Consider the following 23,246-nt stretch of genomic DNA (forward strand, 5'->3'; position numbering starts at 1 on the left):
CCTCGTGGCGATCGACGAAGCCCGACCGTCGGTTGGGTCCCGGACGACTTCTCCGGGCCGCCCCCGGACAGGACGGGGATGCAACCGTGTCTGCAGAGCTGGAACCCCCGGAAGCCGGCCGCGCGCCCCGACCCTAGCCCCCGGCACTGACAACAGAGCTCCGGGTGCCGAGTGCGAACGCCACCCGCCCCGGATTCCGCCGCCGGGAAGCGATCAACGCCCGCCTCGGAGTCGCCCTCCTACCTGTCCACGAAGCCGAGCTCCGTGTCCGGGCGGCACTGGGGGCAGGCCTGTACGCCCTCGGCGAGGGCGCGTCGGGCGCGGTCGCGGTCGACGCCCTTGCTGCGCCGGCCCGCGTTCCAGCAGCCGCCGACGTGGACGTACACCGATTCCTGGCCGGACAGGCCGCGTTCGATCAGCCAGTCGGGGGCGGGCGGCCGGGCCAGGAGACCGCGGCGGTGTTCGGCCTGGCGGCGTTCCTCGTCCGCGATCCACCGCCGGGTGCGTGCCAGATCGCGTTCCTGCACCCGCTCCAGGAAACGGAGCAGCGCGAGCCGCGACTCTGGATCGTTCATGCGTTCGATTCTAGAAGCGGCCTCGGCTTCCGGCCCACCCCGGGCCATCCGCGCAACCCCACCTCGAAGCCACCCCGAAGCCACCCAGAGTCCCCCAGAGCCATCCGAGCCACCCGCAGCGGGCGGCACCGGTTACCTCCGGGGTAATCGACGTTCCCCCGGCATCCCGGCAGCCTGAACCCCATGACACCTGCCGAGACCGCCGAAGCCACCCGTTCCACCGTCCGGAAGTTCCTCGAACTGCGCCTCGCCGGTGACACCGAGGGACTCACCGCGCTCTTCGCCGACACGGTGGACTGGATGCTCGCCGAGAACCCCGTCGTCCCCTGGATCCGCCCCCGCTCCACCGCCGCCGAATGCGCGGCGCAGGCCGAGGAGCTGGCCCGCCACACCGTCCCCGAGGACGCCCGCGCGTCCGTCGACACGTTCCTGGTGGACGGGACGGACGCGGTGCTCATGGGGCATCTCTCCGGAACCGTGCGGGCGACCGGCAAGCCCTTCTCGGGCCCCTTCGCGCTGCGGCTCACGGTCGAGGACGGGCGGATCACCCGGCACCACCTGTACGAGAACAGCGTGTCGATCGCCGCTGCCTGTACGCCCTGACACCGGCCGCGTGAGTCAGCGGGGCGCGGGCGTCCCCGGGCGCCCGTCGGCTTCGCCCGTCACGACCCGGACGTACTGTCGCTTGTCCTCGTCCCGCACGACCACACCCAGCCGCAGCAGTTCCCCGCGCAGCTCCCGGGCGTCGGCGCCGTGCTGGTCCTCACAGGTCTGGGCGCGGGCCCGCAGCAGGGCGTCCGCGCCCTCGGGCAGTCCGGGGGCGCCCGGCACCCAGCGGCGGAACTCGGCGCGGTACGGGTCCTGTTCCTCCCACGGGTACCCGTGCGCGGTGAGGGCGTCCGCGAGGCGCCGCCAGTTCAGGCCGCAGCGCTCCCGCGCGAGTTCCAGGCCGCCGGGGGCGAGCAGGACGAGTTGCTTGCCGTCCCGGAAGCACGCGGCTATCTCCTCGCGGGTGAACTCCTGCGCGGTGTCCCTGACGGTCAGCGTCACCTGGGCGTCATGGACGCGGACGGACAGCGACTCGTGCACCGCCATGAAGCCGAGCAGCAGTCCGCCCAGGGCGCCCAGCCCGGTCGTGCCGAGGGTGAGGGCGGGTTCCGGGACCGAGGTCAGCAGTTCGGCCGGGCCTTCGAGCGGGGCCCACGGCAGGGCGAGCAGCAGGCGGGCGAGGAGCGGGAGCAGCGCGCCGGCCACCGCACCGCAGACGACGCAGAAGAGCACCAGGGCCCAGGCCGGTTCGGCGAGTTCCGTCACCCCGGCCGCCTGTGGCCGGGGGCTCTTGCGCAAGGGAACGTTTCTGACTTCCTCCATGGGGCCAGTCTCGTGAGGAGCCGTCCGCCCTGTCGTCAGCCGTTGGTCTACGCCCCCGCGACTTTGGTCGCCCTCCCGGGCACCGGGCACGCCCGCGGCTTCCGTCGCCCCCGGCCGCCACCCCCGGCTCTCACGGATGCATCCGCGCCCCCTTCACCACCTTGTCCACCGCGTTCTTCGGGCCGTACACCGCGAGACCCACGAGGTCCAGGTCCGCGGTCGGCACGGCCCGTACGGCGGCGCGGTTGTCGCGGTCGTTGCCCGTGGCGAAGAGGTCGGAGGTGAAGACCGCGCGGGGCAGGGCGCGGGAGAGGGCACGGGCGTGGGCGGTGGTCAGGGTCTCCTTCGTGGCCTCGAAGACCATGACCGGCTGGCGGAACATGGGGAGGTAGGGCACGCCGTCCGCGTCCTCGTACGGTTCGCCGATCACCTCGGGAAGCTGTGTTCCCAGGCCGCTGACCAGGAACGATGTGACGTTGAGGCGCTGCCAGGGCTCAAGGTCCGCGCGCAGCAGTACGGCGATCTTCGTGTCGAAGCGGATCGGTTCGGTGTCCATGCCCCGAGCGTGCCCGGCGGCCCCCGCCGGGGTCTTGTACGTTCTTTGCATGGTCTGCGAGTCCTCCCGGATCGTCTCCGCCTGGCGGCCCGCCGTCCAGGGTGTCGTCGAGGTCTTCCACGCCCGGTTCACCGAGTACGCCTATCCGATGCACGTCCACGACGCCTGGACGCTGCTGATCGTCGACACCGGCGCCGTGCGGTACGACCTCGACCGGCACGAGCACGGCACCCCGCACGACACCGTGTCGCTGCTGCCGCCGCACGTCCCGCACAACGGCTCCCCGGCCACCCCGGACGGCTTTCGCAAGCGGGTGCTGTATTTGGACGCGACGCACCTCGGGGAGGAGCTCATCGGAGCCGCCGTCGACCGCCCCGATCTGCGCGATCCGCTGCTGCGGCGGCGTGTGGGGCAGTTGCACGGCGCACTGGGGCGGCAAGGGGAGGAACTGGAGGCCGAGAGCAGGCTGATGCTCGTCGGGGAGCGGTTGCGCGGGCATCTGCGAGGCGACCCGGTGTCCCCTCGGCCGGCCGATCCCGTTCTCGCGCGGCGGCTGCGCGAGTTGCTGGACGAGCGGGTCGTCGAGGGTGTCGTCCTGCGGGAGGCCGCCGGGCTGCTCGGCGCCCATCCGGCCCATCTCGTACGGGCGTTCAGCACCGCGTACGGCATCGCGCCGCACCAGTACCTGACGTCCCTGCGGGTGGGGCGCGCCCGGCGGCTGCTTCTGGAGGGACGTTCACCGGGCGAGGTGGCGGTGGCGGCCGGGTTCTACGACCAGTCGCACCTGACGCGGCACTTCCGCAGGCTGGTGGGGGTGCCGCCGGGGCGTTACCGGGCGGGTCAGGCCCCGGCGCCGGGCAGGTCTTGACGCTCGGGGCGCTGGGTGAGGTGGGCGAACGCGTCCAGGTTGCGCGTGGACTCCCCCCGCGCCACCCGCCACTCGTACTCCTTGCGGATGGCCGACGCGAAGCCCAGTTCCAGCAGCGTGTTGAAGGCGCCGTCGGACGCTTCCAGGACCTGGCCGAGCAGGCGGTCGAGCTCGTCGGCGGTGACGGCGGACAGGGAGAGGCGGCCGGTGAGGTAGACGTCGCCGTGCTGGTCGACGGCGTAACTGACGCCGTAGAGCTTCAGGTTGCGTTCCAGGAGCCAGCGGTGGAAGCCCTGCTCGTTCTCGTCGGGGTGGCGGATGACGAAGGCGTTCAGCGACAGCGAGTGGCGGCCGACGATCAGGGAGACCGTGGTCTTGAGCTTGCGGGTGCCGGGGAGCTGGGCGACGTAGGTGCCCGGCCGGGGGCTCTCCCACTCCAGCTCGGCGTCCTTCAGCACCGCCTCGACGACCTGGACCGCGCGCTGTTCCTGATCGGTTTCACCCATGCAGCGAGCGTACGCGACGGCGATGGGCCTGCATCGCGGCCGTGTAGACGTCCACCGTGGCGGCGGCCGCCGTGTCCCAGCCGAAGGACTGGGCGTGCCGGGCGGCCTGGCCGCCCAGCTCGTCGGCCAGCCGCGGGTCGTCGGCGAAACGGCCCAGCACGCGCGCGTAGTCGGCCGGATCGTGCCCACTCACCAGGAAGCCGGTGTGCCCGTCGCGCACGGCGACCGGGAGGCCGCCGACCGACGCCGCGAGCACCGGGGTGCCCGCCGCCTGCGCTTCTATGGCGACCAGGCCGAAGGACTCGCTGTAGGAGGGCATGACCAGCACGGAGGCGGCGCGGAACCAGTCCGCGAGCTGCTCCTGGCCGACCGGGGGGCGGAACCGTACGACGTCCGCGATGCCCAGGCGCGCGGCCAGTTTCTGCAGGCCCTCGGGCTTGGCCAGGCCGCTGCCGGAGGGGCCTCCGACGACGGGCACGAGGATGCGCGAACGCAGTTCGGGGCGTTCGTCGAGGAGGACGGCGACGGCGCGCAGCAGCACGTCCGGGGCCTTCAGGGGCTGTATGCGGCCGGCGAAGAGCGGGATCAGCGCGTCCCTGGGCAGGCCGAGGCGGGCCCGGGCGGCGGCGCGGCCGTCGGCGGGCGAGAAGCGGCCGAGGTTCACCCCGGGGTGGACGACGGCGACCTTGCCGGTCTCGGCCGCGTAGTGGCGCACCAGTTCGTCGGCCTCTTCGGTGGTGTTGGCGATGAGGCGGTCGGCGGCGGAGACGATCTGGGTCTCGCCGATGACGCGGGCGGCCGGTTCGGGGGTGTCGCCGTCGGCCAGGTTGGCGTTCTTGACCTTGGCCATGGTGTGCATGGCGTGCACCAGGGGGACGCCCCAGCGCTGGGCGGCGAGCCAGCCGACGTGGCCGGAGAGCCAGTAGTGGGAGTGCACCAGATCGTAGTGGCCGGGGCGGTGATGGGCCCAGGCCTGCATCACGCCGTGGGTGAAGGCGCACAGCTGGGCGGGCAGGTCCTCCTTGTTGAGACCCTCGTAGGGGCCGGCGTCGACATGCCGGACGAGGACGCCGGGGGCCAGTTCGACGGTCGGCGGGAGGGCGGCCGCGGTGGCGCGCGTGAAGATCTCGACCTCGACGCCGTGCGCGGCCAGGCGCTGCGCGAGCTCCACGATGTAGACGTTCATGCCGCCGGCGTCGCCGGTGCCCGGCTGGTGGAGCGGGGAGGTGTGCACGGAGAGCATGGCGACGCGGCGTGGCCTGCGGTGCAGCCGCAGACGCGCGGAGGACGACGCGGAGCGCCGACCGAGCCTGCCGATGTACTGGCTCACGTGGCGTTCCTCCTCGCTCGGGGCATGCCTTTCGCAGGGCGCACGAAGGCCTCCGACGAGGTCCAACACCGGAGGGATGGGCTCCATTTCCTGATTCGCCAGTTTTACCGAATCATTACCGCTTGTCGCTCAACCGTTCGAGGACGAGGGCACCGGCGGCCGCGCGGCGGAAAAGACAGGGCGGCGGGGGCACGGGATCCCTACCCTCACGGGCATGACAGGCACACGGCACCGCCCCGCACCGCAGCCTCCGCTCGAGGAGTTCCTCCCCTGCCCTTGTTGCGGCCACCAGACTCTCGGCGAGCTGTGGGCCTACGAGATCTGCCCGGTCTGCTACTGGGAGGAGGATCCCTTCCAGCTCCGCCATCCGACGGCCGGCTGGGGCCCCAACCACGGCCTGAGCCTGATCGAGGCGCAGGCCAACTACCGGCGGATCGGTGCCGTGACCGAGGAGATGCGGCGCCACGTACGGCCACCGCGCGACGACGAGCCGCTGGACCCGGGTTTCCGGCCCGCCGACCCGGACCGGGACCCGTTCGAGCGGGGGCCGGCCCACGATCCGATGCCCGGCGACCTGACCGTCCTCTACTACTGGCGTCCCACCTACTGGCGGCGGCACCTCGCCCCCTGACCGGAGCCGAGGCCCTTAACCTCGTACGCATGACATCCCGAGCGGCGACCCGCCCCCTTGGCACGGTCACGCGCGGGACGACCAACCCCAACCGGCTGCGCCGCATGGACCGCTGGATCGCGGCCACGCACGGCGCCGAGCTGCGCCGTGCCGCCGACCCGGTGGCAGTGGACCTCGGGTACGGCGCCGCCCCCTGGACGGCCGTCGAGCTGCTGCACCGCCTGCGTACGGTCGCGCCACACGCGCGCGTGGTGGGCGTCGAGATCGAACCGGCCCGGGTCGCGGCGGCGCTGCCCTTCGAGCGGGCGGGGCTGGTCTTCCGGCACGGCGGCTTCGAGATCCCGATCCCGCAGCGGCCCCTGCTCGTCCGCGCGGCGAACGTGCTGCGGCAGTACGAGGAGGGCGAGGTGGCGGCCGTGTGGGAGCGGCTGTGCGGGCGGCTGGCACCGGCCGACCCGGCGACCGGGTCGCGCGGCGGGCTGCTGGTCGAGGGGACCTGCGACGAGATCGGGCGCCGGCACGTATGGGTCGCGCTCGGCCCGGAAGGACCGCGCACGGTCACCTTCGCCACCCGGCTCGGCTCCCTGGAACACCCCTCCGACCTGGCCGAACGCCTGCCCAAGGCGCTCATCCACCGCAATGTCCCGGGCGAGCCGGTGCACGCCTTCCTGCGCGACTTCGACCGCGCCTGGGCGGCCGCCGCGCCCTACGCCTCCTACGGCGCCCGGCAGCGCTGGATCCGGGCGGTGCGCGACCTTTCGGCCGACTGGCCGGTGACGGACGGCCCCGCGCGATGGCGGCAGGGGGAAGTCACCCTCCGGTGGGAGGCGTTGGCCCCTCGCGCCTGACCCCTCCGCCCTCGACAGGCCCGCGAGGGAACGATCTCCCTGAGTCTTTCGTCACACAGGCGGGGAGATCGTCGTGCGGGGGGCATACCGGCGAGGGGGCGGTGGGAAGTACTACCCCTGTCGCTTTCCGGGCCGGCATGGCAGCATCCCCAGGCGAACCGCATGTTACTGACGGTTAATCAGTTGGGGGGCCGGAGTATGGGAACGGGCAAGCGTGGCCTGATCGCGACGGCGGTGGCCGTGGTCTGCGCGGTCACGGTGCTGGCGGCACCGGGCACGGCGTTCGCGAGTCCCACCCCCTCCCCCACCCCGAGCGCGGGACCGGCGCTCGCACCCGCCAAGGACCTCGAAGCCGTGCGCAAGAAGCTCGACAGGCTCTACCGCGCCGCCGGCCGCGCCACCGAGGAGTACAACACCGCCGAGGAGAAGGCGGAGAAGCAGTCCGCCGAGGTCGTCGAACTGGCCGAGAAGATCGTCAAAGGCCAGGAGAAGCTGCGGAAGCTGAAGGCCCGCGCGGGCGCCGCGGCCGCCGCCCAGTACCGCGGCGGCGGGCTGCCGCCCGAGGCCCATCTGATGCTGAGCGACGACCCGCAGGACTTCCTCGACGGCGCGGGCCGGGTCCGCGAGGGCCACCACGCGACCAAGGGCCTGCTCGGCGAACTGACCCGCACCCAGGAGGACTTGGAGCAGTACGCCAAGGACGCCTCCGCACAGTGGAAGAAGCTGGAGGCGGGCCGCAAGGCCAAGGCCGCCGCGCAGAAGAAGATCGAGAAGCAGATCGCGCAGGCGGAGAAGCTCGAGTCCGCCCTCCAGAAGGAGGAGCAGGAGCGCCTCGCCGAGCTGGAGAAGGAGGCGGCGAACAAGGCGCAGACCGCCTGGCTCGGCTCCGGTGTCCTGGACGAGATCGACGGAAAGGCCTCCGCGCAGGGCAAGAAGGCCGTGCAGTACGCCACGGCCCAGATCGGCAAGCCGTACCAGTGGGGCGCCGAGGGCCCGGAGACGTACGACTGCTCGGGGCTGACGTCACAGGCCTGGATATCGGCCGGCCGCGGCATCCCGCGCACCTCGCAGGAGCAGTGGAAACAGCTGCGGCACATCGACGTCCAGGACATGCGGCCCGGCGACCTCGTCATCTACTTCGACGACGCCAGCCATGTCGCGATGTACATCGGCGACGGGGCGATCGTCCACGCGCCCCGGCCCGGACGGACCGTGACGATCGCGGGGGCCGGGACGATGCCCATCCTCGGAGTGGTACGGCCGGACGCCGACGCCGGCCCTGACTAGATCGCGGCGCCCGGCCGGACGGGAGCCACCGCATAGCGGACACGGGTGACCCGGCCCACGTGACCCAGCGCACGCCCCGCGGCGCACCCACCGCACGCCGACGTGACGTTCGTCATCCCCGCAGCATCTTCGAGCTGTCCAACTGCGGGGCAAATCGCGGCATATGACACTGGCCGGTGGCGCAGCGGCATGGCTCACACCATTCCTATGCGGTGCCTGCACCCGCTATGGTCCCCGTCGGTGGGTCGAGGTCCCTCGCCCCCGCCATGCCCTCGGGGGGAGGGAAGGAACCCAAGACGATGCCCGTACCCATACCGCGGCAGAGAGCGATCCCGGCCGCGGAAAGTGGTCAGGCGCAGCAGGCCGCGTCCCCGCGCGGCGGATCCGCACAGGAGTCCGCGCAGGACACCTCGCCCGCGGGCCGCACGCCGGACACCGCCGGGAACACCACGGACAAGGTGGAGAACCACACCGCCCACACGAACCTGACGCTGCTGCTGATCGAGGACGACCCGGCCGGTTCGCCGATCGTGCCGGACATGCTCGACCAGGCGGGCAAGCCGATCCGCGTCCGCACGGCCCGCAACCTCACCGAGGCCGGACGGCTGCTGACCGACGACGTCCACTGCATCCTGCTGGACCTGGCGCTGCCCGCGCCGGGCCACGGCGACTCCGAGGACGAGCTCGCCGTGCTCAGGCACGTGCTGGAGCTCGCGCCCCGGCACGCCGTGCTGGCGCTGACCGCGTCGGGCGACGCCGAGCGCGGCGCCGAGGCGGTGCGGGTCGGCGCCCAGGACTACCTCTTCCGCGACGAGCTGGACGGCAGGCTGCTGAGCCGCGCGATCCGCTACGCGGTGGAGCGCAAGCGCTCCGAGTCGGCCGAGCGCCGGCTCGCCGAGGGCCGGCTGCGGGCGCAGGAGAACCGCCGCCTGGAGCGCGGCCTGCTGCCGACGCCGCTGCTGGAGGGCTCTTCGCTGCGGTTCGCCGCCCGGTACCGCCCGGGCCGCTCGCGCGCGCTGCTCGGCGGTGACTTCTACGACGTCGTGCGGACGCCCGACGGCACCGTGCACGCCATGATCGGCGATGTCTGCGGGCACGGCCCGGACGAGGCCGCCCTCGGGGTGGAGCTGCGGATCGCGTGGCGGGCGCTGACGCTGGCGGGACTCTGCGGCGACCAGCTGCTGGGCACCCTCCAGCAGGTGCTGGAGCACGAGCGGTCCGACGACGAGATCTTCGCGACGCTGTGCATGGTGGACATCGCGCCGGACGGCCGCCGCGCCGCCCTGTGCCTCGCGGGCCACCCCTCTCCGCTGCTGGCCCGGCCGGGCAAGCCGGCCCGCCTGCTGCCGTACGACAACAACGGACCGGCTCTCGGGCTGCTGCCCGGCGCCCGCTGGCCGCGGACGCAGGTGGAGCTGGGAGCCGAGTGGAGCCTGATGCTCTACACCGACGGCCTGATCGAGGGCCACATAGGCCGGGGCAGGGAGCGGCTCGGCCAGGAGGGCATGACCGAGATGGTCCGCCGCCAGTTCGCCGAGGGTCTGCGGGGCGAGCAGCTGCTGCGGGCGGCGGTGAACGAGGTACGCGACCTCAACGGCGGCGAGCTGACGGACGACGTGGCCGTCCTGCTGCTGGACCGGGTGCCCTAGCCTCGGGCGCCCGGCCGCTCGGGCCGCTTAGCGGCCGCCGTTGTACGGGCCGTAGGGGCCGTCGCTGCTGGAGCCGCGCCCGGCGCGGCCGCCGCCCGGGAGCGCGCGGATCGCGGGCCGTACGTCGACCATGTACACGATCGTCGCGATGAGGCCGATGATCGGCAGGAACGACAGGATCGGGAACAGCAGGTTCACCACGAAGGCGATCGCCAGGATGATCAGCCAGAAGGGCTTGGTCTTCTTGTCGGCCGCGCGGTAGGCGTCCTCCCGGCGTAGGGCGGCGTCGAACAACGCGAAACCGCTGAACACGATCAGGGCCATGCTCAAAAGCCACATGAACCCCGCGAAGCCCTGCATCAGCACAACGCCCACCACCTGACTCGGCTCGTCCCTACGCGGTCACCGTACCCGTACCAACGGGCCGGACACCCCCAGGGTGCCCGGCCCGTCGCGGGTGATCGCCCCGCGGTCCTACTTGGCCGGCGGAGTGGTCTTCTTGGCGGTGGTGGGCTTGCGCACCGGGGCCTTCTTGGCGGCGGGCGCCTTCTTGGCCGGGGCGGGGGCGGCGGCAGCGGCGGGCTTCACCGGCTCCTCCTTGACCTCGACCGGCTGGCGCTTCGGCTCGACGGCGATGGCCAGCTCCTCGACGCCCTCGGCGACGTCCTCGATGCTGTCGGCTGCCTCACCGCGCCAGGTCCGCACGGCCTGCTCGCCGTGCTCGGCGACCTTCTCGTAGGTCTCGCGGGCCTTGACGGCGTACTCGGCGGCCACGCCGACGCCGCGCAGCGCGAAGTCCTGGGCGCTCTCGCCGATCTTCTTCAGGTCCGCGTCGATCGTGCTGCCGAGCTTCTTGATGTCGACGTCGATGGAGCCGATGAAGTGCGTGACCTTGGTCTGCAGGGTCTCCTGCGTCTCCTTGACGCGGGCGGAGGCCTCCTTGGCCCGGGCGGAGGCCTTCTCCTGGACGGCCTTGGGGTCGGTGTTGCGTACGGCGTCGATCCGCGCGGGGGCCTCGGAGCGCAGCTGCTCCACCAGGGCCGGCACCTTCTTGGCCTGCTGAAGGGCGAGGTCGGCGGTGCCTGCGGCGAAGTAGAGCGGGGTGGGGTTGCTGAGGGTCTTGCGCAGGTCGTCGGTGATGGCCATGGTGGGGGTCCTCCCGGATTCAGTCTCGCTTGAGGGGTTCGGCTGAGGGTTCGGTGATCCGTGGCGGTACGGCCGGTGCCCTGGTCCGGCTCAGCCGGCCGTCTGCTGCGGATCGGTGTCACTGCCGTCGGCGCCCTCGCGGGCCCGACGGCCGGCGGTCGTACCGCCGTCGTTCTTGCCGGTGCCACGGCCGGCGCTCTTGACGGTCTTCCCGCCGCCGCGGCGCCGTGCGGGCGGAGCGCCGTCGGCCGGGCCGGTCCGCGGTATCCCGGTGCCGGCGTCGGTGTGGGAAGCGTCCCCGTCGACGCCCGCCGCGCCGTCCCCGGCGACCAGGCCGACGACACCCGCGACGCCCTCGCCGTCCGAGTCGCCGGTGCCCTCACCGGTCCCGAATCCGTTCTCCTTGCGGAAGGACTCGTAGATCTGCAACAGCACCTGCTTCTGCCGCTCGTGCAGCGTCGGGTCGGCGAGGATGACGGCCCGCGTCTCCACTTCGTCCCGGTCCCGCTCGGCGTCGAGGATCCCGGCCCGCACGTACAGCGTCTCGGCGGAGATCCGCAGGGCCTTGGCGACCTGCTGGAGCACCTCCGCGCTCGGCTTGCGCAGCCCGCGCTCGATCTGGCTCAGGTACGGGTTCGACACCCCGGCGGCGTCGGCGAGCTGCCGGAGCGACAGCTGCGCGGTGCGCCGCTGCTCGCGCAGATAGTCACCGAGATTGCCGACGTTGAGCGATGCCATGGCTCCACCCTGCAACACGGCGCTAACTATTGCAAGCACCCGCTTGCAAAAGTGCGCCACGCCACCCGCGAGGCGACCGCCTCACCCCTGCGCCGCGCGTCCCCTCACGATGCAGAACGGGTGCCCGGCCGGGTCCGTGAGCACACGCCACGCTTCCTCGTTCGGCTGCCCTTCCGGCTTCCCGGCACCCAGCTCCAGCAACCGGGCCTCCTCCTCGTCCAGGTTCTCGACACGGAAGCAGCAGTGCAGTTGCTGGGGTACGACCGGGTCGGGCCAGCTGGGAGGCCGGTGGTCGTCGACTCGCTGAAAGCACAGGGAAAGCCCGGCCGCACCCTCCAGCGCGGCGAAGTCGGCGTCCGACCTCGGATGCAGCTCCAGTCCGGTCGCCTGCTGGTAGAACGCCGCCAGGGCGAGCGGATCGGCGCAGTCCAGGGTGATCGCGCTCAACTTCATCCGGCCAGCACCTCCCGGCAGTCCGACCAGGCCGGTCGGCTCGGCAGGGGACGGATGCGTGTGAAGAGGCTGAGGAGTTCGGGGCCCCACCGGTCACGGAGGGCGGGGTCGAGGCGAGCGAGGTCGATCTCGCTGGCGGCGGACAACTCGGCGAAGTCCCGCCGCGACTGCGGCTCCGGGCTGTGGCTCAGGCCGGTGAACCGGTCGCGGAAAGGGCGGGCGCCCCACGCGGCGAGTTGCCTCCGCACCCGCGTGAGGTGGGCGAGGAGGGTGCCGCCCGGGTGGTCCATGTCCGCCGCGCCGAGCCGGCTCAGGAGCGCGACGGCCGGGCCGGACTCGGCATGGGAAGCAGTCACAGGGTGAAGTCCTTCCAGCAGTGGTCGGCGGCGGCAACCATCAAAGCGGTGCCCGGCCGGGCCGGCCATCGATTTGATCCCCCGGGACTCGGCGACCCGCAGGGCGTCGCTCAGGCACTCGGCGAGACGAAGGCCGGCGAAACGCACCTCCCCGTACGGCGAGGCCGGGTCGTCCAGCACCTCGCGGGCCGGGCCGAGCACGTCGGCGCCGGTGGCGAGCTGGACGGCCTCCAGGTCGTCGGCGAGACGGGAGAGGTAGCGCCGTTGTCGTCGGTCACCAGGTAGCAGGGGTTACCTTCCGCGGACACCGCAAACGAGGTCTCGTCGCCACCCTGCCCGCGAAGGGCACGTATGTCATCGGGCTGTCGGAGCCGGCCGGCGACGCGCCCGGGGAGAGCGAGCCGAACGCCTGACGGGGGCGTGGCCGCCCGCCCCGTTCCGCTACTCCGGCTTGTACGCCAGGAATGTGCCCGACTGCCGCCTCGCTCCTCCCTCGGGTTCCTGCACCACACGCGTCGTGACCACCAGCCCCGCCCGGTGCAGAAGTTCCGCGATCCGGTCCGACGGCAGCAGGTGGGACTCGTAGGACACCGGATGGTCGCCGTACGCGCGCGTGGGGCGCAGGTGCTCGCCGTTGCCCACATGGCCGGCCAGCATCAGCCGGCCACCGGGCGCGAGGGTGCGGTGGAACTCGGCGAAGACGGTCGGCAGCCACTGCGGCGGCGTGTGGTGGGTGGTGTAGTACGCGAGGATGCCGCCGAGTTCGCCGTCGGCGAGGTCCAGGGCGGTCATCGAGCCGACGGTGAAACGGAGGTCCGGGTGCGCCGCCCGGGCCAGTTCGATCATCCTCGGTGACACGTCGACGCCGAACACCGGTACGCCCAGAGCGGCCAGGTGCGCCGTCACCTTCCCCGGACCGCAGCCCAGGTCGGCGACCGGCCCGAGAGGCGCTGCGAGTTCGGCGAAGGCGGCCAGCAGCGCGCGGGACACCGGGTCCAGCTCGGCTGGTTCCTTGACGAGTCGGGTGTAGTCGGCGGCGACGGTGTCGTAGGACTCCCGGACCGCGGCGAGGTAGGGGGGCTCGGTCATGCCGCGAAGCTAGCCGACGGCACCGACACCGCCCTCCGGTACGGGCGGCAGCCCTGTACTCCGACGCCAGTACACCTGGTTACTCCCGTCGTAAGACGCCCTCCCCTCGTCTCCCCGGCACCGTGTGCACTATGCAGAAACTCAGCCGCCCCGCCCGCCGGGCCGCGCTCGTCGTGCACGTCACCGTCTCCGCCTGCTGGCTCGGGCTGCTCGCGCTCGGGACCACCGCGGCCACCACCGGATCCCCCGTGACCGTGGAGGCCTCCGTCCGGGCCATGAAGCTCTTCGCCGACTGGCTCCTGCTCCCCGTCGCGTTCCTCACGCTCCTCAGCGGCGTGCTGCTGTCGCTGGGCACGAAGTGGGGCCTGGCCCGGTACCGGTGGGTGTACACGAAGTTCTGGCTGACCCTCGCCACGACCACCGCCACGGTGTTCGCGCTGCGTCCCGGGGTGAACACCGCGGTCCTGGCCGTCTCCGCGGGCGGGCCGCTGCCCGACGCAGGTGACGTGCTGTTCGGGCCGGTCGTGTCGCTGTCGGCCTACGTCTTCATGACGGTGATCTCCGTCCTCAAGCCCTGGGGGCTCACCCGCCGGGGCGCGAGACTGCGCGCCCCGGCCCGACGGCCCCTCCGGGACGGCTGAGCATCCGGCCCGCACGGCACCCTCCGGGACGGCCGCGCGTCCGGCCCGCACGGCCCGTCGGCGGTTTCAGCGGCGGAACCCCGGACACCGAGACTCCTGGGCCCGGATCCTCGACGCCCTCGACACGCTGCTGCGGAACCGGCCCGCGGCCCTGACCGATCCCCGAGGCTGACACCCATGCACACCGAGCACGACTGGATCACCACGCCCCTCACGGCGGACCTGCTGCGCGGCGCCCTCGACGTGGAGCGCACCGAGCACGGCCTGCTCCCGCACCGGCTCCCGGCCCGGGCCCGCGCGCAGAACACCGATCCGCAGCTGGCGATGGCCGAGGCCCAGCCCTCCGGCGTACGCCTTGCCTTCCGTACCGCCGCGACCGCCGTCGAACTGGACACGCTGCGCACCAAACGCGAGTACACCGGCTTCCCGCCGCGCCCGGACGGTCTGTACGACCTGCTCGTCGACGGCCGTCCGGCCGGGCAGGCCTCCGCCACCGGCGGCAACGTCCTGACCGTGGACCTGACGACGTGGGAGAGCGAGTTCGCGCCCGGCCCGGCCGGCACCGTCCGCTTCGACGGCCTGCCCGGGGGTGACAAGGACGTCGAGATCTGGCTGCCGCACAACGAGAGCACCGAACTGGTCGCCCTGCGCACGGACGCCCCCGTCACGCCCCTGCCGGACCGGGGACGCCGGGTGTGGCTGCACCACGGCAGCTCGATCAGCCACGGCTCCGACGGGGCGAGCCCGACGGCCGTCTGGCCCTCGATCGCCGCGTTGCGCGGCGGGGTGGAACTGATCAACCTGGGCCTGGGCGGCAGCGCGATGCTCGACCCGTTCACCGCCCGCGCCATGCGTGACACCCCGGCCGATCTGATCAGCGTCAAGGTGGGCATCAACCTCGTCAACCGGGACGCGATGCGGCTGCGGGCCTTCGGTCCCGCCGTGCACGGCTTCCTCGACACGATCCGCGAGGGGCACCCCGACACCCCGCTGCTGTTGGTCTCTCCCCTGCACTGCGCCATCCACGAGGACACACCCGGCCCCACCGCCCCCGACGCCCGGGAACTCGCCGAGGGCCGGCTCCTGTTCGAAGCCATGGGCGATCCGGCACAGACGCCCACCGGCGCGCTCACCCTCACCGTGATCCGCGACGAACTGTCCCGCATCGTCCGCCGGCGCGCCGCCGACGACCCGAACCTGCACTACCTCGACGGCCTCGACCTCTACGGCGCCGCCGACGCCGCCGCGCTCCCCCTGCCCGACCACGTCCACCCGGACGCGGCGACCCACCGGCACATCGGCGCCCGCTTCCACGAGCTGGCGTTCACCGGGGGAGGGCCCTTCGCGGCGGAGTGATGAGCGGGCCGGGCGTCGGTCAGGCCTCGAACCCCTGCTCCGCGAGGACCGCGTCGATCCGCGCCCGGTGGTCCGCCTCCCACGCGTCCAGGGTCTGCGCGGCCTCCTTCGCCAGCTTCGCCCGGGCCGCGTCCAGCACCTCCTCGCGCCGGGCGGCGGGCACCACCACGACGCCCTCCTCGTCGGCGACGACCGTGTCGCCCGCGTCGACCGTGACCCCGCCGCAGCGCACCCGCTCGTTCAGCGGCAGGGCGGCCGACTTGCTCCCCGGGATGGGGATGACACCGCGGGCGAACACCGGGAAGCGCAGGTCGCGCACCTCGGCCAGGTCGCGGATCAGCCCGTCGGCGACGAAGGCGGCGATGCCCCGGCGCCGGGCGACGGCGCAGACGTTGCCGCCGGCCAGGGCGTGGTCCAGGTCGCCCGACTCCACGACGACGACCGAGCCCAGCCCGGCCCGGTGGATCGCGGCGTGCAGCATCAGGTTGTCGCCGGGAGGGCACCGTACGGTGAAGGCCGGTCCGGCCACCCGGGGCACCGGGCCCCACAGCGGCCGGATGCCGATGTCCATCACCCGGCCGCGGCCCAGCAGATCGGCCAGCGTGGTCGTGGGGATGTCGGTGAACGCGTCTGCTTCGGTCATGGCATGAACCTAACCCCCCGCCCTAGAAGGGCATTTGCCTCCCGTGCACCACCTCCAGCCGTGACACCGCCCGCGTCAGCACCACGTACAGCCGGTGCAGCCCCCGCTCCTCCGCCTCGGCGATCGCCGCCGGCTCGACGGCGACGACATGGTCGTACTCCAGGCCCTTGACCACGCTCGCCGGCACCAGGGAGATACGCGCGCCCGGTTCGTCCGGGCCCGCCGCCGGGATACCGGCCGCCTCCAGCGCCGCCCGCAGCCGCGGGACATCCGCGTCCGCCGCGACGATCCCGACCGACCCCTCCCGCCCCAGCGCGTCCTCCACGGCGGCCACCACCGCCCCGGGCACGCCGTCCACCGTCGTCTCCCGCATGCGCAACTCCCCGTCCCCGCGCAGCGAACGGGCCGGAGGCACGTCCACGTCCAGCCGCTCCAGCAGCCGGTTGGCCAGCCCCACGACCGCCTTCGGCACCCGGAACCCGGTGGTCAGGGCGACCACGGCCGCGTCCGGTTTCCCCAGGTGCGTCAGGACGGTGTGCCAGGACCGGGCCGCCCACGGCGTCGTCCCCTGCGCCAGATCGCCCAGCACCGTCAGCGAACCGAAGCGGGCCCGGCGGGCGATGGCCCGGCACTCCATCGGGGACAGGTCCTGCGCCTCGTCGACGACGACATGCCCGTACCCCTCCGGATGCCCGATCAGCCCGGCCACCTCGTCCAGCAGCACCAGGTCGGCGGCCGACCAGCGCGCCGACTTCCACGACCGGGGCGGCCGCACCCACCGCAGCGCCCGCTGCTCGCCGTCGTCGAGGAGCCCCTCGGCGGCCGACGCCAGCGCCTCCTCGTCGCCCAGCAGCGCGGCCACGACCTCCTCGGGCCGCACCCGCGGCCAGACCGCGTCGACGTACGCCGACACCGGCCGCGACCGCTCGACCCGCCGCACCCAGGAGTGGGGCGGCGGCCCCGCCCGCCGCTCCACCTGCTCGCGCAGACACCGCACGATCCGCGCCCGCACACGCTCCCGCCCGACCCCGTACGGCGGTTCCTCCTCGCGCACCTCGGTCACGATCCGCGCGAGCTCCCGCGCCGGCACCCGCCACCGGTAGGCCCCGTCCGGCAGGGCGAGCTCCGCGCCGTCCGCCTCGATCCGCACCCGTGCGTACAGCGCCCGCCGCAGCACCTCGGCCATCCGGGTGTCGTGCTTCACGACGGCGGCCCGCTCGTCGTCGACGCCCCGCACCGGGCAGCGCGCGATCTCCTCCCCCAGGGTCGACTGCCGGACCCCCGTCTCACCGAGGGCCGGCAGCACCTCGGCGATGTACGAAAGGAAGGTGCGGTTGGGCCCGAGGATCAGCAGCCCGCCGCGCCGGATGCGCTGCGGGTGCGTGTACAGCAGGTAGGCGGCCCGGTGCAGCCCGACGGCGGTCTTGCCGGTGCCCGGCGCGCCCTGCACGCACACCGACAGCGTCAGATCCCCCCGTACGAGGTCGTCCTGCTCGGGCTGGATCGTCGCGGCGATGTCCCGCATGGGCCCCACCCGGGGCCGCTCGATCTCCCGGGCGACGATCGCGCTCTCCCGCGTCTCCCCCTGCTCCAGGTGCTCGTCCTCCAGGCCGGTGAGATCGGCGGAGTCACCCCGGCTGCCGGGCGCCCATCCGAACCGCCTGCGCACCGCCACGCCCTGCGGGTCCCGGGCCGAGGCCTGGTAGAAGGCCCGCGAGACCGGGGCGCGCCAGTCGACCACCAGGGGTGGTTCGGCCGGGTGCTCGGAGATGCGCAGCCGCCCGATGTGCAGCCGGCCCTCCCCGCCCCGGACGGCCTCCCCGCCCACGAGGGCCCCGAAGAACAACGGACCCTCGGGCAGCTCGCGCAGTGCCTTCGCCCGGCTGCGCAGCCGGTGTCCGAGGACTTCGGCGTCGGCGCCGGACGCGGAGACGTCCTCCCCGATGACGACCTGTTCACCGGCGCCCTCGACCATCGCGGCGAGGGCGGTCCGGCAGCGTTCGTGGTGGGCGCGTTCGCGGTCGAGGACGTGCTGGAGGGCAGGCTCGGTGGAGGTCATTCCACCGAGCGTACGCGAAAACGTGACTGAGTTAAATAAATTACCGAGTTTCGCTCCGGAGGCGCGGGGGCAGCCCGGCCGCCAGCCACCCGAACGCCCGCTCCGCCACCGCCACCGCGTCCGGCCGCACGTCCGCCACTCGCTCCCCCGCCGCGATCCGCCGCCAGTTCTCCAGCGCGAGCACCCGCAGCACGGCCATGATCTGCCCGGCCGCCAGCCGCGCGTCCAGATCGCCCCCGAGCACCTCGGCGAGCGCGGCCTCCGACCGCTCCTGATGCGTGTACGCCCGGGCGACCAGGGAGGGCGTGCCGTAGAGCAGGGCGTGGAAGGCGAGCACGTCGGGGTGGTCGTTGAGCCCGGTCACGGGATCGCCCCGCTCCAGCCCTTGGAGGAAGTGCCGCCGCAACGCCTCCACGGGCGGCTCCTGCGCCTGCCCCACCACCCGGGCGGCCTCGCCCTCGTGGTCGGCGATCCGGTACAGCACCAGATCCTCCTTGGCCGGGAAGTACCGGAACAGCGTCGGCTTGGAGATCTCGGCAGCCGCCGCCACCTCGGCGACCGACACCGCGTCGAACCCCTTCTCCAGGAACAACCGCACGGCGATGTCCGACACGGTCTCGTACATCCGCCGCTTCTTGCGCTCGCGCAGGCCCGGGGTGCTCATGCCCGGGAGCCTACGCAGTGCCGGGAGGCGGCAGCGGAACAGCCTCTAGGCGAAGGCGCGGCCGAGGGACGGGTTCGCCGTGGAGCGGGTGCGCAGGCCGAGGGAGGCGGTGGCGGCGGCGAGGGTCACCGCGTAGGAGTCCACCGCTCTGCGGACGTTCGGGGCGTCCAGGCCCGCCCCCGTCACGATGCGGTCCAGGTCGACGTAGGCGGAGCGCACGATCTCCAGCCAGCGGTACACCTGCCGGTCCTTGCGCCAGTCGTGGGTGTACTCGGGCGGAAGCCGGCGCTCCCAGCGGCGGAACATCCGGTCCCTGATCTCCGGCCGGGTCGGCGTGAGGTGCAGGTGCCGGACGAGGTCGTACAGGGGGTCGCCGACGACGGCCATCTCCCAGTCGATGATGGTCAGCGCCAGGTGGTCCTCGCGGCGGACGAGGTTCCAGGGGTTCAGGTCCCCGTGCAGCAGGGCCGGCTCACGCTCGCTCAGCTCGTGCCGGGCCAGGATCAGCCGCAGGCGGTCGGCGTCGGGCAGGCCGAGATGCCGGGCCAGTCGCTGCGACTCCTCCGGCAGGTCCCGCACCAGGGCGATGAGCTGCTCCCGCAGCCAGTGGTGGAACCGTCCCTCGCCGGCCGTGGGGTCGACCTGCTCGTACCGCACGCGGGTCAGCGCGCAGAGCTGGTCCACCAGGCTGTCGGCCTCGTGCGGCAGCAGGCCGTGGACGGGGTGGTCGGGGGGCCTGCCGACGTTCCGCGGCCCGACGTAGGTGTGGAAGGCGACCGTGTCGCCCCGCGCCGTCTCGCCCAGTGCGAGCACCCTCGGCGCCGCCACCTCGGTGGACGACTCCTCGATCGCCCTGAGCACGGCGTGCTCGCTGAGGAAGCCACGCTCCCGGCGGCACATGTCGGGCAGCTTCCGCCGGACGACCACGGGCGTGTCGACGCCCGGCACACTCACCACCGTGTTCAGGTGAGCGGTCCCCTTGAACACCCTGCCCGCGGGAGCGGCCCCCTCCGCCAGCAGGGCCTCGCGCACCGCGGCGGGCGGGAAGCCGGGGCGCTCCGGAACACGCCGGTCGGGCCTCCAGTCGAGCGCCTTCGCCATCCAGGCCCGGCCGCCGATATCCCCGTTCACGCGCGACACCAGCCACCGGGACAGGGCCCTCTCGATCTCGCCCTCGCGCGGCACCCTCGTGAGGCGCAGCGGTTCCGTCGCCGCCTCCAGGGCCCGGCGCACCCGCGCGGCCGCCTCGGCGAGGCTCGTCCGGGTGAACGATTCCTCAAGGGCGCGGGCGGCCCGCATCACCTCGGGGAACACCGACTGGGCCCGCTCGAAGGCCAGGTAGTGCCGCAGGTCGCCGGCCAGGCCGTTGACGGCGGCCGGACGGGTCTCCTGCATGGCCCGGGCCCACGCGTCGACCACCTGGGTCCACTGGTCCGCCGGGTACCGCATACGGACGAGGTGCGTGGCCAGGTCGTGCAACGGGTCGCCGTAGCTGGCGAGCTCCCAGCCGACACAGACCAGGGGCGGGTCCCCCGCGTACGACACGATCACGTTGTCGCGGTGCAGGTCGGTGTGGAGCAGGCTGTACGGCCGCCGGGCCATGGCCGGAACCCGCCCGGCCAGCTCGGCGAGCGCGTCCTCCGGGATGCCGAGCGCCGCGAACAGCCCGCCGAAGGACGCCTGGTCGGGCCGTCTGATCTGCCGGTCGGCCAGGTGGGCCAGCGTCCGCAGGAAGCCCTGACTGTCCATGTGGTTGCGGGGCCAGACGGCGGGCAGGGCGGGCAGTGCCCCGCGCCGGACCTGGGCCGTCCGGGCGAGCAGCTCCGCCAGGGCCTCGACGAGCAGGGTGTCGACGGGTTTGCCGTCGCCGCAGACGCGGGAGAGCGGTTCGCCTTCCACGAAGCTGTGGATGGCGAACCCGTCCCGCTCGACCAGGCACTCCGGGGCGTGCGGCAGCACACCGCGCACGGCGTCGAGGATGTCCGCCTCGTTCTGCCAGGTCCGGATGGCGACGGGCAGCGTGTCCGGACGCCGGATCCGGACGATCACCGGCGTCCCCGCTTCCCTCCCGAGCAGGCGGGCCATGCCCTCCGTGAGCGGCAGGACGTAGTTCCGGTGGTGGCCGCCGGTCTCCCGCCCCAGCTCGGCCGCCCGTTTCACGAAGGCCCGGCAGGTGGCGTCGTGCGAGGCGCGTCCCCCGGGAAGAGGTCCGGGAAGAGGGGGTGCGCCCACGGGCCGCTCCGGAAGTACGAGAAGGGGGGACGGTAAGGCACACCGTAGGTTCGCGGCCGGGGCCGCGCATGGCGGAGTGAGCCGATACGGGGGGTCTGCCACTCATCTGCGTGAGGTTGCGCGAACGTGTTCGACGGCGGCCGGTCGGCCTTCTCACATACGAACGAGGACGGGCGAGTGACTCAATCGGTGCACGGTGCGGGAATGCTACACCCGGCGCCCCTGGGCTCCCTCCCGCCTCTCCGGCGCCCTCTCGCCACCTACGCGCGCAGCAGCCGCAGCAGCGGTTCCAGGGAGTCCAGGACCACATCGGCCCCGGCCACCCGCAGGAGCTTGGCCTTCCGGCCGTTGCGCGCGTAGCCGAGGAAGGGCACCCCGGCCCGTCCTGCCGCCTCCCGGTCGGAGGGCGTGTCGCCGATCATCAGAGCATCGCCCGGCGCCGCCCCCAGCGCGTCCAGCGCCTGGTTCAGACAGTGCGGATCCGGCTTCAGCCGGCGCAGTTCCCGGGTCCGGCCGTAGATGTGAGGGGCGAAGCAGCCGACGAGGCCGCGGCCGGCGAGGTAGGTGCGGACCACCCGGGGCGAGTTGTTGGTGGTGATGGCCAGCCGGGAACCCAGCGCGGTCCAGGTGCGTATCAGCGGATCCGCGTACGCCGTCGGCATCGCCGAGGCCGCCGCCCGCAGTTCCTCCTGGGTCAGGCGCTCCTCCAGCTCGGCGACGAGATCACTGCCGGGGTGCCGGCGGTCCACGGCGCGCAGCACCCGGTGCGGGTCCATGGACTCCCGCTCGGTGTCGGTCAGCAGGCCGTGCAGGCCCCGGCTCTCGAGCCAGGAGACCAGGTCGCTCGCCACCTGCTCCGCCGAGTGCCCGGCGAACAGCCGGCAGATGGGCCCGTCGAAGTCCCAGAGCACGACGCGCGCGCGTCCGGTCAGATCGCGGAGTCCGTACGGATCGTTCTCGCTCTCGGTGGTCACCGCACCGGTCTGCGCTGCATCAGAGGTCACTAGGAGAGTGTCAGGTCCGTCGTGATGGTTTCCCAGAGGGCGTTGAACCACTTCTGGGATTCCTCCACGAACGCCCCGTCCCGGCGGCCCGCTCCTCCGGCGAAGGCGAACAGGAGGGACTGGGAGCCGAGGACGTCGAACATGTCGAGGGTCTGGCTGCCCCACTCCTCCTCGCGCCTGGTCAGCATGTAGTAGCCGATCAGGGCCTCCTGCTCGTTGAGGAGGTAGAGCTTCACCGGCGGGGTGAAGGGCAGCGCGCGGAACGTGACGCGCACGTCGATGCCGTGCGTCGAGCGCAGGGCCCGCAGGTTGTGCTGGAGGACCTGGCCCTGGGCGTTGCGCATGGCGAGCCAGCGGGTGTGGACCGGGTTGTCCTTCCCGTGAGCCTCCACCGGGACGGGGAAGGCCAGTTCGATGTCCCGGGAGGGGACCAGGATGCGGACGTCGATCGACTCGGGGCGGATGCGGCCCTCGTGGATCAGGCGCAGCGGCTCGCCGAGGGCGACCATCAGCGTCTCCGCGGTGTGGCAGACCACGTCGACGCGGACATGCGGCACCGAGAACGCCTCCGCCAGACGCGGGGCCAGGCCCACCATGGTCGGCTGGGGCTCGCCGCGGACGGGGGCCGGGACGGCGACGCGGGGCGGACTGCCCTTGCTGACGTCGGCGAGGAGGCCGTCCTCCTGGAGGATGCGCAGGGCCTGCCGGACGGCGCCGCGCTCCACGCCGAACTCCTCGGCGAGTTCGGCCTGCGTGGGCAGGCGGTCTCCCGGCCGGAGCTCGCCGGAACGGATGCGTTCCCGCAGGTTGCCGGCGATCTCCTGGGGTGAGGACCTCTTGCTGCCGTTCACTGCCACGTTCTCCGCCACGCTCTCCTGGGCCACGACCAAACGCTACAACTCTGATCCATCTGACGGGAGTTGCTTGAAAGTTGTTTATAACTAGGGACCAAGTGGGGACAACTTAATCAGAGTTGGTTGCCAACTTCTCGAAGTTGGCGGAAGTTTTGCTTCCGGACTTCCGAAGGGGGAACCCCGATGCCCGCCCTCGCTCTGCTCTCCGCCGCCTTCGTCGTCGCCTTCGAACAGCTCGTCCAGTGGAAGTACGGCCCGGCCGGCATCGTGGGCCTGGTCCTTCTCACCGTGGGCGTCAAGGCCAAGAGCCCGGCCGTCAGCTCCGCCGGAGCGGTCGTGCTCGCGCTGCTGATGACGGGGCCCGCCCGTTGAGTCACCGCACCGCCCCGG

At 72.9% G+C, this 23,246-nt stretch carries 27 protein-coding genes; 10 read left to right on the forward strand and 17 right to left on the reverse strand.

Annotated elements, in window-relative coordinates:
* Positions 1 to 239: 239 nt before the first annotated feature.
* Positions 240 to 575 (reverse strand): DUF6233 domain-containing protein, encoded by a 336-nt coding sequence (locus tag AB0I06_RS18745; RefSeq protein WP_363119911.1) that lies wholly within the window; start codon positions 573 to 575, stop codon positions 240 to 242.
* A gap of 183 nt (positions 576 to 758) precedes the next feature.
* On the opposite strand from AB0I06_RS18745, the gene AB0I06_RS18750 reads away from it, so the two are divergent.
* Positions 759 to 1,178, forward strand: coding sequence for a nuclear transport factor 2 family protein (locus AB0I06_RS18750; protein ID WP_363119912.1), 420 nt, complete (start codon positions 759 to 761; stop codon positions 1,176 to 1,178).
* Between the two features lie 15 nt (positions 1,179 to 1,193).
* Here AB0I06_RS18750 and AB0I06_RS18755 read toward each other — a convergent pair whose 3' ends face one another.
* Both AB0I06_RS18755 and AB0I06_RS18760 read right to left on the reverse strand, forming a co-directional pair.
* A complete protein-coding gene (locus AB0I06_RS18755) occupies positions 1,194 to 1,946 on the reverse strand; it encodes a hypothetical protein (RefSeq protein WP_363119913.1) in 753 nt (250 codons plus the stop codon).
* A gap of 130 nt (positions 1,947 to 2,076) precedes the next feature.
* On the reverse strand, positions 2,077 to 2,502 hold the full coding sequence (locus AB0I06_RS18760) for a DUF2000 domain-containing protein (protein WP_363119914.1): 426 nt from the start codon (positions 2,500 to 2,502) through the stop codon (positions 2,077 to 2,079).
* Between the two features lie 49 nt (positions 2,503 to 2,551).
* Here AB0I06_RS18760 and AB0I06_RS18765 point away from each other — a divergent pair, with 49 nt between their 5' ends.
* Positions 2,552 to 3,370 carry an AraC family transcriptional regulator gene (locus tag AB0I06_RS18765; RefSeq protein WP_363119915.1) on the forward strand — a complete coding sequence of 273 codons (819 nt, stop codon included), beginning with the start codon at positions 2,552 to 2,554 and terminating at the stop codon, positions 3,368 to 3,370.
* Here AB0I06_RS18765 and AB0I06_RS18770 read toward each other — a convergent pair.
* Complete coding sequence (locus AB0I06_RS18770) at positions 3,343 to 3,876, reverse strand: YbjN domain-containing protein (RefSeq protein WP_363119916.1); 534 nt, start codon at positions 3,874 to 3,876, stop codon at positions 3,343 to 3,345. The genes AB0I06_RS18765 and AB0I06_RS18770 overlap by 28 nt on opposite strands.
* The gene (gene mshA / locus AB0I06_RS18775; protein ID WP_363119917.1) at positions 3,869 to 5,206 is read right to left on the reverse strand and encodes a D-inositol-3-phosphate glycosyltransferase; all 1,338 of its coding nucleotides are present in this window, start codon (positions 5,204 to 5,206) and stop codon (positions 3,869 to 3,871) included. The genes AB0I06_RS18770 and mshA overlap by 8 nt, the downstream gene beginning before the upstream one ends.
* A 214-nt stretch (positions 5,207 to 5,420) precedes the next feature.
* Here mshA and AB0I06_RS18780 point away from each other — a divergent pair, with 214 nt between their 5' ends.
* The 4 genes from AB0I06_RS18780 (at position 5,421) to AB0I06_RS18795 (ending at position 9,621) form a co-directional block, all read left to right on the forward strand.
* Complete coding sequence (locus tag AB0I06_RS18780) at positions 5,421 to 5,837, forward strand: CPCC family cysteine-rich protein (RefSeq protein ID WP_363119918.1); 417 nt, start codon at positions 5,421 to 5,423, stop codon at positions 5,835 to 5,837.
* Positions 5,838 to 5,866: 29 nt separating this feature from the next.
* Entirely contained in the window at positions 5,867 to 6,685 is an 819-nt protein-coding gene (locus tag AB0I06_RS18785; RefSeq protein WP_363119919.1) for a class I SAM-dependent methyltransferase, read from the forward strand.
* Between the two features lie 198 nt (positions 6,686 to 6,883).
* Positions 6,884 to 7,972, forward strand: a complete 1,089-nt coding sequence (locus tag AB0I06_RS18790; protein WP_363119920.1) for an NlpC/P60 family protein — start codon at positions 6,884 to 6,886, stop codon at positions 7,970 to 7,972.
* A gap of 299 nt (positions 7,973 to 8,271) precedes the next feature.
* A complete protein-coding gene (locus AB0I06_RS18795) occupies positions 8,272 to 9,621 on the forward strand; it encodes a SpoIIE family protein phosphatase (RefSeq protein ID WP_363119921.1) in 1,350 nt (449 codons plus the stop codon).
* 27 nt (positions 9,622 to 9,648) lie between these two features.
* Here the strand turns inward: AB0I06_RS18795 and AB0I06_RS18800 are convergent, their stop codons facing one another.
* The 5 genes from AB0I06_RS18800 to AB0I06_RS18820 all read right to left on the reverse strand — a co-directional run bounded on the left by AB0I06_RS18800 (position 9,649) and on the right by AB0I06_RS18820 (position 12,314).
* Positions 9,649 to 9,981, reverse strand: coding sequence for a DUF2516 family protein (locus AB0I06_RS18800; protein WP_363120005.1), 333 nt, complete (start codon positions 9,979 to 9,981; stop codon positions 9,649 to 9,651).
* A 114-nt stretch (positions 9,982 to 10,095) separates the two neighbouring features.
* A complete protein-coding gene (locus AB0I06_RS18805; RefSeq protein WP_363119922.1) occupies positions 10,096 to 10,767 on the reverse strand; it encodes a hypothetical protein in 672 nt (223 codons plus the stop codon).
* A gap of 90 nt (positions 10,768 to 10,857) precedes the next feature.
* Complete coding sequence (locus AB0I06_RS18810) at positions 10,858 to 11,505, reverse strand: helix-turn-helix transcriptional regulator (protein ID WP_363119923.1); 648 nt, start codon at positions 11,503 to 11,505, stop codon at positions 10,858 to 10,860.
* Between the two features lie 81 nt (positions 11,506 to 11,586).
* On the reverse strand, positions 11,587 to 11,958 hold the full coding sequence (locus AB0I06_RS18815) for a VOC family protein (RefSeq protein ID WP_363119924.1): 372 nt from the start codon (positions 11,956 to 11,958) through the stop codon (positions 11,587 to 11,589).
* Positions 11,955 to 12,314, reverse strand: a complete 360-nt coding sequence (locus AB0I06_RS18820; RefSeq protein ID WP_363119925.1) for a DUF6817 domain-containing protein — start codon at positions 12,312 to 12,314, stop codon at positions 11,955 to 11,957. The genes AB0I06_RS18815 and AB0I06_RS18820 overlap by 4 nt, the downstream gene beginning before the upstream one ends.
* Here AB0I06_RS18820 and AB0I06_RS18825 point away from each other — a divergent pair.
* Positions 12,300 to 12,599 (forward strand): hypothetical protein, encoded by a 300-nt coding sequence (locus AB0I06_RS18825; protein WP_363119926.1) that lies wholly within the window; start codon positions 12,300 to 12,302, stop codon positions 12,597 to 12,599. The two genes, AB0I06_RS18820 and AB0I06_RS18825, sit on opposite strands and share 15 nt — an antisense overlap.
* A gap of 156 nt (positions 12,600 to 12,755) precedes the next feature.
* Here the strand turns inward: AB0I06_RS18825 and AB0I06_RS18830 are convergent, their stop codons facing one another.
* Entirely contained in the window at positions 12,756 to 13,403 is a 648-nt protein-coding gene (locus AB0I06_RS18830) for a class I SAM-dependent methyltransferase (protein WP_363119927.1), read from the reverse strand.
* A gap of 131 nt (positions 13,404 to 13,534) precedes the next feature.
* On the opposite strand from AB0I06_RS18830, the gene AB0I06_RS18835 reads away from it, so the two are divergent.
* Positions 13,535 to 14,044: a DUF2269 domain-containing protein gene (locus tag AB0I06_RS18835; protein WP_363119928.1), complete on the forward strand. Its 510-nt coding sequence runs from the start codon at positions 13,535 to 13,537 to the stop codon at positions 14,042 to 14,044.
* Between the two features lie 177 nt (positions 14,045 to 14,221).
* Positions 14,222 to 15,400, forward strand: a complete 1,179-nt coding sequence (locus tag AB0I06_RS18840) for a GDSL-type esterase/lipase family protein (RefSeq protein WP_363119929.1) — start codon at positions 14,222 to 14,224, stop codon at positions 15,398 to 15,400.
* Positions 15,401 to 15,419: 19 nt separating this feature from the next.
* Here AB0I06_RS18840 and AB0I06_RS18845 read toward each other — a convergent pair whose 3' ends face one another.
* The 6 genes from AB0I06_RS18845 to AB0I06_RS18870 all read right to left on the reverse strand — a co-directional run bounded on the left by AB0I06_RS18845 (position 15,420) and on the right by AB0I06_RS18870 (position 22,892).
* Complete coding sequence (locus AB0I06_RS18845) at positions 15,420 to 16,043, reverse strand: RraA family protein (protein ID WP_363119930.1); 624 nt, start codon at positions 16,041 to 16,043, stop codon at positions 15,420 to 15,422.
* 22 nt (positions 16,044 to 16,065) lie between these two features.
* Complete coding sequence (locus AB0I06_RS18850; RefSeq protein ID WP_363119931.1) at positions 16,066 to 18,102, reverse strand: AAA family ATPase; 2,037 nt, start codon at positions 18,100 to 18,102, stop codon at positions 16,066 to 16,068.
* Positions 18,103 to 18,142: 40 nt separating this feature from the next.
* A complete protein-coding gene (locus AB0I06_RS18855) occupies positions 18,143 to 18,766 on the reverse strand; it encodes a TetR family transcriptional regulator (protein WP_363119932.1) in 624 nt (207 codons plus the stop codon).
* Between the two features lie 45 nt (positions 18,767 to 18,811).
* Positions 18,812 to 20,998, reverse strand: coding sequence for an aminoglycoside phosphotransferase family protein (locus AB0I06_RS18860; RefSeq protein WP_363119933.1), 2,187 nt, complete (start codon positions 20,996 to 20,998; stop codon positions 18,812 to 18,814).
* A gap of 260 nt (positions 20,999 to 21,258) precedes the next feature.
* Positions 21,259 to 22,002 (reverse strand): HAD family hydrolase, encoded by a 744-nt coding sequence (locus tag AB0I06_RS18865; protein WP_363119934.1) that lies wholly within the window; start codon positions 22,000 to 22,002, stop codon positions 21,259 to 21,261.
* Positions 22,002 to 22,892 (reverse strand): GntR family transcriptional regulator, encoded by an 891-nt coding sequence (locus tag AB0I06_RS18870; RefSeq protein WP_363119935.1) that lies wholly within the window; start codon positions 22,890 to 22,892, stop codon positions 22,002 to 22,004. The genes AB0I06_RS18865 and AB0I06_RS18870 overlap by 1 nt, the downstream gene beginning before the upstream one ends.
* Positions 22,893 to 23,039: 147 nt before the next feature.
* Between AB0I06_RS18870 and AB0I06_RS18875 the strand changes: the two genes are divergently transcribed.
* Positions 23,040 to 23,228, forward strand: coding sequence for a hypothetical protein (locus AB0I06_RS18875; protein WP_363119936.1), 189 nt, complete (start codon positions 23,040 to 23,042; stop codon positions 23,226 to 23,228).
* Positions 23,229 to 23,246 lie beyond the last annotated feature (18 nt).

It is taken from the genome of Streptomyces sp. NPDC050674 (genome assembly GCF_040654575.1).
Classification (GTDB): domain Bacteria; phylum Actinomycetota; class Actinomycetes; order Streptomycetales; family Streptomycetaceae; genus Streptomyces.